General features: G+C 30.8%; 8 protein-coding genes. 1 reads left to right on the top strand and 7 read right to left on the bottom strand.

Going from position 1 to position 8958, the window contains the following annotated elements; all coding sequences use genetic code 11:
- Positions 1 to 95 precede the first annotated feature (95 nt).
- Positions 96 to 662, top strand: a complete 567-nt coding sequence (locus ACR0P1_RS06865; protein ID WP_432645664.1) for a CDP-2,3-bis-(O-geranylgeranyl)-sn-glycerol synthase — start codon at positions 96 to 98, stop codon at positions 660 to 662.
- Between the two features lie 28 nt (positions 663 to 690).
- Here ACR0P1_RS06865 and ACR0P1_RS06860 read toward each other — a convergent pair whose 3' ends face one another.
- The 7 genes from ACR0P1_RS06860 to ACR0P1_RS06830 all read right to left on the bottom strand — a co-directional run bounded on the left by ACR0P1_RS06860 (position 691) and on the right by ACR0P1_RS06830 (position 8868).
- Positions 691 to 1713, bottom strand: a complete 1023-nt coding sequence (locus ACR0P1_RS06860) for a hydantoinase/oxoprolinase family protein (RefSeq protein ID WP_432645663.1) — start codon at positions 1711 to 1713, stop codon at positions 691 to 693.
- 1 nt (position 1714) lies between these two features.
- Complete coding sequence (locus tag ACR0P1_RS06855; protein ID WP_432645662.1) at positions 1715 to 2803, bottom strand: ATP-grasp domain-containing protein; 1089 nt, start codon at positions 2801 to 2803, stop codon at positions 1715 to 1717.
- Positions 2787 to 4109: a non-hydrolyzing UDP-N-acetylglucosamine 2-epimerase gene (gene wecB / locus ACR0P1_RS06850; RefSeq protein ID WP_432645661.1), complete on the bottom strand. Its 1323-nt coding sequence runs from the start codon at positions 4107 to 4109 to the stop codon at positions 2787 to 2789. Before wecB ends, ACR0P1_RS06855 begins: the two co-directional genes overlap by 17 nt.
- Before the next feature lie 268 nt (positions 4110 to 4377).
- Positions 4378 to 5244 carry a tRNA pseudouridine(38-40) synthase TruA gene (gene truA, locus ACR0P1_RS06845; protein WP_432645660.1) on the bottom strand — a complete coding sequence of 289 codons (867 nt, stop codon included), beginning with the start codon at positions 5242 to 5244 and terminating at the stop codon, positions 4378 to 4380.
- A 135-nt stretch (positions 5245 to 5379) separates the two neighbouring features.
- Positions 5380 to 6228, bottom strand: coding sequence for an ABC transporter permease (locus ACR0P1_RS06840; protein WP_432645659.1), 849 nt, complete (start codon positions 6226 to 6228; stop codon positions 5380 to 5382).
- Positions 6221 to 7213, bottom strand: a complete 993-nt coding sequence (locus ACR0P1_RS06835; RefSeq protein ID WP_432645665.1) for an ABC transporter permease — start codon at positions 7211 to 7213, stop codon at positions 6221 to 6223. The genes ACR0P1_RS06840 and ACR0P1_RS06835 overlap by 8 nt, the downstream gene beginning before the upstream one ends.
- A gap of 38 nt (positions 7214 to 7251) precedes the next feature.
- The gene (locus ACR0P1_RS06830; protein WP_432645658.1) at positions 7252 to 8868 is read right to left on the bottom strand and encodes an ABC transporter substrate-binding protein; all 1617 of its coding nucleotides are present in this window, start codon (positions 8866 to 8868) and stop codon (positions 7252 to 7254) included.
- Positions 8869 to 8958: the final 90 nt, after the last annotated feature.

Below are 8958 nucleotides of genomic sequence, written 5' to 3'. Positions count from 1 at the left end.
TATTATAGTATTATTATATTTAAATGATAATAGTATTTAAACTGAATTAATATATATAGTAGTTTCTACAAAAAATATAGATGGAGATAAATTAAATGACTATTAATATTCAAATAATACTTATTTCATGTGTTACGACGCTATACTTCATACTCCCAGCATATTTTTCAAACAGTGCAGGGTTAATATTTGGTGGAGGACTTCCAGTTGATTTTGGAAAAACCGATAAAAATGGCGTTCGCTGGATTGGAGACGGAGTGACTTGGAAAGGATTAATTGCAGGAACCATTATCGGAATTATAACAGGATTAATTCAAGGATTTGCTGCCCCATATATCATTTCAGCATATGGAGAATACATAATGACTCCAATAATAACCAACACAACAAATGGAATATTAATAGGATTTTTACTTGGTTTTGGAGCTCTTTTAGGTGATGCAATAGGTAGTTTCCTAAAAAGAAGAATTGGAATTAAGCGTGGTGAATCTGCCCTAATATTAGATCAATTAGATTTCCTAGTAGTTGCATTGATTTTAGTTTCATTCTTTGTTAAAATGGATTTACTATTTATTGTTCTATCCGCCATATTAACATTAATTATACATTTAATAGCTAACACTTGCGCTTATTTACTAAACCTAAAAGATGTTTGGTACTAATTAAAAAAAAGAGTTAAGGATAAATTTTTTATCCCAAATATTTATTCATCATTACAGAAGTTCCAACAGCCGGTGCAACAACACATTCCTCATCGGTTAAGATGTCACCCATAGATTTAACTTCTAAACCTAATAATTCCGCTGCTTTTTTATCTAAAATATCTTTTCCAAGACCTGTTGTGACAATTAATTCTAAATTTTGAGTTTCAACTACTTGTTTTAATCCATCTGCAATTTGTTCAACTTGCTTTTGATGAATGAACTTAGACATCTCGACAATTTCATCCATGCTCAACATTTCCAAATCAGCGCAAACTACACGAGCTATTCTTTTTGCACAATCTATTTTTGATTTACCCTCACCATCAAAAGTGTCACAAACATAATCCTCTTGAGTTATCAAATCCAAAACAGTATATACATCAGCAGTCTGTGCAAACAATTCACTAGCTACACGATATTCTTTCCCATTTAATTCAACTTTATCAAGAAAACTTGCTAAATTGGTTCTTAAAGTACCTGTATATACTAATTCACCGGTAGCTGATCTATCAAAGTCAGATCTACCAATTGCACATTCTTTACCATCTTTAATTGGTATGATGTCAGTTGTAGTGCTTCCAGTATCAATGAATATACAATTATCAGAAATCAATGTTGCAATTTGAGCAGTTGCAATCCAATTGGCAGCGGCTGCCTTAAGTGGAGTCGTTATAATTTCCTCTTTTGATAACATCCCATCTATTCCAACATATGCTATTGGACAATCAAATGTTTCTTCACATTTTTTAACAACATCCAAAACACCCTCCTTTTTAGTATCATATGCATCAACAAGTTCTGCTGTCATTGAAATACCTACAGCATCAATTTCACAAACCGGACAGATTTTTTCAATCAATTCAATTAAAACACTGGATAAATCATCATTATTACTCCACATTGGAAGATAAGCAAAATCAACCTCCATATTCACAATTTCATCATTATCAAAATCAATAATCGCCAAATCAGTGTTTGCACCACCAATATCAAATCCCGCTACCTTCATATTATATTCTCCTAATTTCCAATGAATCTCCAGACTTTTTAAATTCAATTTCACCATCTAAAGAGATATCCAAATCATCAATCTTGACATTGCCATCAACTAAATCAATAATTGTTTTACCTATGTTAAGATTAGCGACTTTAGTTAATCCTACATAAGGTGTTGTGAATCTTGAGTTAATCTCAAGCAAATACACAGAATAAATATCTTTTTCATCAGCATTAATTTTTAAATCAACACCTACAAAACCTTTAACTCCATTTATAGCCTCAACTGCTTTAGTTGCAATATCAAATGCCTCATCTTTAAATTCAGTTTCAAACGGTAATTTACCACCAAGATAAGTTCCATTATCATCTTTCAAGTCAACATATTGTTCATTTAAACTTATAGGTATGGCCTTTTTACCATCTGAAATCAAACTAACACTAATATCAATCCCTTCAATATATTCCTGAACGAGAACACGGGACCCTGGGGTGAAAATTTTATCCAAATCCAAACTTAAATCTTCGATTTTTTCTATAACCACAATATCTTTACAGTCTACACCAATTAACGGTTTTATTATTAATTTCAAAGGAGATAATGGGTCTTCAGCTTGCCATTTCTCATGTAAATTTTCAATTGCTCTTTTCCAATAACCCTTTGAATCTATTTTAAATCTAAATGACCTTGGCTGAGGAATTGTATTAGGCAATGATTCATAAGTTTCATATTTATCAGATGATTTTAAGCAAGCTTCAGATGAAGAGTTGTATATATCCACATCATTTTCCTCTAAAATTTTAGTAATGTTATAAAGATTATTATTGTTTTCAGCTGAAATGAAAATAGCTCTATTAAATTGACCTGCATTCTCGCTAAGCCATGAAACAACATCCTGATTAATTAAAATTGGATTAACATTACTATACTTTTTTACAACATCCCTATAAGATTCATTAATAACTAAATCAACATTAAATTCTTTTAAATCTTCCAAAAGTGAAAATATTAATGCTTCAGCTTCGGAAATAATACATTTATCTTTTTCACCTGAAGCAGTGAAATATTCAAATACTAAAATCGGCTCACTTTCTTTTGTCATAACTAATCATCATTCCATTTAAATTTAAATCATCTGTTGGGAATACCATATTTTCTCCATCAAAAACCATATGAACAAGTGAATTTTCTTTTCTTTCAAATTCCTCAACAGAAATATTTTCATCCATATTTTTCATATTTCTTGTAAATGAAGTCATTATATCCTCAGGAGCAACAATATTTAATAATCCCCTAGCATAATAATCTTCAATTGCATCCACAGTCAATTTTGCAGAATTTCCTTGTCCATAAGGATTAACTGCATTCTTCATTTTATCTGCAAACTCATTATCATCAATGATTTTACGAGCATTAAACACAATAGCCTCCTTATCAGAACCTACAAGGATGTTCCCTCCAGCAGTTACGGTCTCAGGTCTTTCAGTATTATATCTTAATGTTAAAGCCGGAACACTTAATGTTATTGCTTCTTCCTGCAGACCACCAGAATCCGTTAAGATTAATGTTGAAGCAGAAGTTAACTGTAGAAAATCAAGATAGCCTAACGGTTTTATGATATGGACATGATCTAAATTATTCAATTCATCAAATAAATCAAATTTTTCAAGCGTATTTTTGGTTCTTGGATGAATTGGAAAAATAATATTCATGTCATCTAATTCTTTTAATGCTTCAATAATGTCTGTAACCCTTTCTTTAACATCAACATTTTCAGCCCGATGCATTGTTAAAGTTAAAATATTATCCATTTCATCAATATTAAGTTCTCTAAGAGATTCTTCTTCAATACCTCTTTTTTTTGCAATATCCAAATGTCTAAAACAAGCATCAACAACTGTATTCCCAGTTATAATTAAATTTTTTCTTGAATACCCTTCAGCTAAAAGATTAATAGCAGAATCAATAGTTGGTATAAAATACATTGCAGAACATACATCCGCAACTCTACGGTTTACTTCCTCAGGCATTGTCATATCAAAAGATCTAAGTCCTGCTTCAACATGACCTATTGCAATATGTAATTTAGATGCAACCATTGCAGCTGCTAAAACTGCATTGGTATCCCCTTGGACTAAAACAATATCAGGTTTTTCATCAAGAAGAATTTCTTCAATACCTTTCATCATCAAACCAGTCTGTTTCCCATGAGTTCCAGAACCCACATGAATATTATAATCAGGTGTCCTAATATCCAAATCCCTAAAGAACGCATCAGACATTTCCTCATCATAATGTTGACCAGTATGCAAAACAATCTGATCTATATCTCTTCTGGAAATCTCATCAATAATGGGGGCCATCTTAATAATTTCGGGTCTAGTCCCTAAAATAGTAGCGATTTTCATAGTATTATATTTATAAACTAATCATTAAAAATGCTTTTTAATTTTTAAGTGAATGCAACATGCCATAATAAAAATAATATAATAAATAAAGATATTAAAAATATTCATGCACAGCTTAAACTAGTAAATACGAAACTTTCATTGACTATTAGGATAAAACCCATCGCTACTTAATTTGATTCATAAACTCATGAATGAAACATATCTTAAACTTGCTAAGACAATGAACATAAATAGATACTCATCATTTGCTTTAAAACATTCATTATTACCAGCTATGCAAATCATTTAAGCTTTTTATCATAGATTCTCTAATCGCATATCTTTTTTGCAAATCAGATAAAGAATCAACCAAATTACGCTTAAATCTCTCACACGCATAATCATCATATCTGAATTTAATTCCATCATACTTGATATCCATTAAAATTAGATATTCTGCTTCCATAACTTTAATATGAGCTCTTGGTTCATTTTCCTCAGGATTTAACAATCTTTCAACTTCATCTAAACTCATTTTACCAATAGCAACATCCACAAAAACCCTCATCATTTTTCTTACCATATTCCATAAAAACGATTCTCCATAAATATCAACAAAAATAGGAGATACAGTATCATGAAGATTTGGAAATTCCTTTTTGTGATAATCACTTAAATCAACTTTTGTGATTTTAATATCCTCAATATTTCTTGTAGTAGTCTTTTGGAATCTTTTTGTAAAATTAGTGAAGTTATGAGTTCCCTTAAATACTTCGGCACATTCTTTTAATTTGTCAACATCCAAATCCTGAAATAAAATATATCGATATTGTCTCATCTGAGCATATCTTGGCTTGAATGCATACCTTACAGGAGCACTCGCAATAATTTGAATATCATCAGGTAATGAATTATTAATTTCATTTATCCTAACATCCTTTTCCGATTGAAAACTGATTACATTACCTAAACTATGAACTCCAGCATCAGTCCTTCCTGCAATCCTAAATCTAGATTTTTTTAAATCATCAATATAGTCAAGTTTACGTAAATGATAAATCAATTCTCCTTCAACTGTTCTTAAATCTGGTTGTCTTTGAAAACCATGAAAATTAGTTCCAATATATCCGATTTTGAGTGCTGTTCTTTTCATTATAATAATATTGAACACAATATAAAATAAAGTTTAAGAAAAAAATTAATAGCTTTTTACACATGAAAATTAATAAAAACCATTTTCCTATAAATATCACTTAAAAAAAGTAAAAAAAGAAAAATTAAATTTCTCTTATTCCTGAGCAGTTTCAGGATTTAATAATTTTTCAACATTTTCACCAATTAAATCAAATAATAATACAATAAGTAATAATGACATACCTGGGTAAAATGCTAACCACCAATATCCAGATGACAAATAGTTCATTGATTCAGAGAGAATCACACCAATAGCAGGTTCATGAGGGGGCAACCCAAAACCAAGGAAAGTAATAGCTGCTTCATGCATAATAGCATGAGGAAACATTAAAATAACACCAACAATAATCTGCGATATTACCAATGGTAAAATATGTTTTAATGCAATCCATATTTTTGATTTACCTAATCTTTCAGATAGTACAATATAGTCTTTTGTTCTAATTTCTTTAACTTCAGATCTTAAAACTCTTGCAAGAGGTGTCCAATGAGTTAAACCCACTCCCATTACTACACCCATCACTCCTCCACCAAACATTATAGAAATAAGAATAATTAAAAGAATATGAGGTATTGAACCAAACAAATCAATAATTCCAGCAACTAATTCATCTGAAAATCTATTAAAACTTGAAAATAATCCAAGAATAATAGAAATCACAGTACTAACAATTGAAGCAATGAAACCTACTATTAAACTTAATCCCAGACCTGCAACAGTTCTTTGAAACATATCCCTACCCATCCAATCTGTACCAAAGATATGTTCTAAGGAAGGCATCTGATTTGAACTAATAAAATTTGTTGGAATATCCCCAATAAAATAACTAGAAATCAAAACACTGACAATAATTACTGCTGAAACAATAATAATCATAATCGTTTTTGTTCTCAAATTTGCAGGATATAAAAACCATTGCTTCTCATTGCCTCCATTAATCATTGAACTCCATCTCCTTTATTCTTGGGTCAATAAAGTAATAAGAAATATCCGCAAATAAATTACCTACAAATACAAATACTGCACTGAATAGTACAATACCTAAAAATAAAGGTACATCACTTTGAAGCCCTGCTGCAACAGCCGTTTGACCTATTCCTGGATAAGAAAATACCTGTTCAACCAAAACTGCCCCACCAAATAATTCACTAAATGACAAAAATTGTAATGTTATTGCAGGCAACAATATATTTCTTATTCCATGATTTTTTACTAAATTCCAACCAGATTCACCCCTAGATTTAGCAAACAATACAAAATCAGAGGATAAAACATGAATTAATTCATTACGAGTGTACATTGCAATTGGTGCTAAACCAACTAAACTCAATGTTAATGTAGGGAGCACCAATCTTGTTGCCCATTCAATGAATGTTGCATCAGTACTTCTAACCCCTATTGGAACACCAAATCCAATTGGAAACCATCCCAAATAAACCGAAAATACCATTAAAATAAGCATACCTACCCAAAAAGATGGAGCAGACTGAATTGTATAACAGTAAACTTTTATTGCTTTGTCAATCCAAGAACCTTTATTTTTACCTGCAATAACACCTAATAAAAATCCAAGGATCCCACTTATTATCCATGAAATCGCCATCAACACAATGGATGCGGAAGCTTTTTCTAAAATAATATCAACAACTGGAGCACGATATATTAAAGAAATACCCAAGTTACCATGAAATAAATCAATTATCCAATGAAATATCTTAGTTGTTAAAGGAACATTTGTACCAAAATATTCTTGGAGCATTTGTCTTTGAGCTTCTGATACTGCAGCTTCTTTTAAATAAGCATTGACCGGATCTATAGGGGATAAATCTAATAATACAAAACTAAATACTGCAACTGCAATCATCAATATTGCAAAACGTACTAATTTATAACCAAAAAATTTTAATAGTTGATTCTTATTCAAAATAAGACCCCCAAATAAATTTTAAAAAAAGAAAAAAATAATTAAGCTGTAGAATTGGTTCTTGACCACTCACAGACATTAATTAAAATATCATTTCCTAAATCATCTGGTTGTTCACCAATATCGATACCATTTTTAATAAAGTAATTGTACTTATAGTTAGCAATCCATACCCATGGAGCATCTCCAGCAGGACCCCAACCTCCACCATTAACCAAGGCAGACTGAGACCATAATAAATCAGCTTTAGCTAAATCACTAGTATGCATAGCTTCCTCCATTAATTTATCAGAATCAGAGTTATTATACAAGTTAGGATTCATATAAAACCCATCCATTTCTTTACTATGATATTGTTGATAAATTGATTTGTAAGGATCAGGAGAGGTTTGTTGCATTAAACCTGCTGAATGGTATAAATTTTGATAGATAGTATCCCAGTCAGCACCCACAAGATTAACTTCAATTCCAAGTTCTTTTGCTTGTTCAGCAAAAACAGTAGCCATAGATTGTCTATCAAGATAATCTGGAGGATAATATAAATCAAATGATGCTTTTAAACCATTTTTCTCAACAATACCATCACCATCAGTATCAGACCAACCACCATCTTTTAGGATTTGTTTTGCTTTTGATACATCACCATCAGCTAATTTAGCATTAATATTCGCATAATCTCTTGTGTCAACACCGGTAAATTCAGGAGAAGCATGACCTAAAAATATTTCATCACACATATCTTGACGATTAATACCTACATTTAAAGCTTTTCTAATTGATTTATCAGCAGTTACATTGTTACCCACTTTCATAGTTCCATTATATACAACTCCAGTATCATTAAGGTATGGTAAAGATACACCTTGTGCCCTACCTGCTGACTTTTCAATGAATTGATACCCATCTACAGTTTGGTTTAATGCAGAAGTCGCAACAGGAACAACATCAATTTCACCAGATTTAGCTAATTCTAACCAAGTTGCTTCTTTAGGGAATAATAAAGTAATTTGAGTAAAGTATGGTTTGTCACCATAATAATTATCATTGATTTTGAATATAACTTGTTGACCTTTATCCCAATGATCCAATACATAAGGTCCAGTACCAATAGGATTTTCACCATAAGTGGAATTATCATATGAATCAGAAGGCACAATTCCAACATACCTTAAATCATAAATAAATGTTGATCTAGATTCAACTAAATTAAATTTAACGCAGGTATCATTTACTACAGTGACATTTTTAATATTTGTTAAATCCAATTCAGATTCCGTTTCTTTTGCTGTGTTAAATGTGAATGCTACATCTTCTGCATTAAAAGTAGAATTATCTGAAAACTTAACATCATTTCTAACATTGACAGTCCATGTTTTTCCATCATCACTTACTGAAAAATCAGTAGCAAGATCAGGCACAATACTTCCATTTTTATCTGTTTTAAATAAACAACTTTGTACTAATGGATTATAGTTCTGGTGCCCACATCCCCAACCAGTAAGAGGATTAAAACCTGCTTCAGGTTCTGCAATATTACTATGAGCAGCTACTGTTAAATGAGTTGGGTCATTATCATGAGTTCCACCCATAAATACAAAAACACCAACAATAGCAACCAATACAACTATAATCGCACCAATTATTATTTTTTTATTCATGAAATTCTCACCACATTAACTATTAATATTAAAATTAAAGTAATACTTTTTAGTGAAAAAACAACTATTTAGTAATACTTTATTATTAAT

It is taken from the genome of Methanobrevibacter sp. (genome assembly GCF_050872065.1).
GTDB lineage: Archaea > Methanobacteriota > Methanobacteria > Methanobacteriales > Methanobacteriaceae > Methanocatella.
This window is presented reverse-complemented; position numbering and strand designations above follow the sequence as displayed.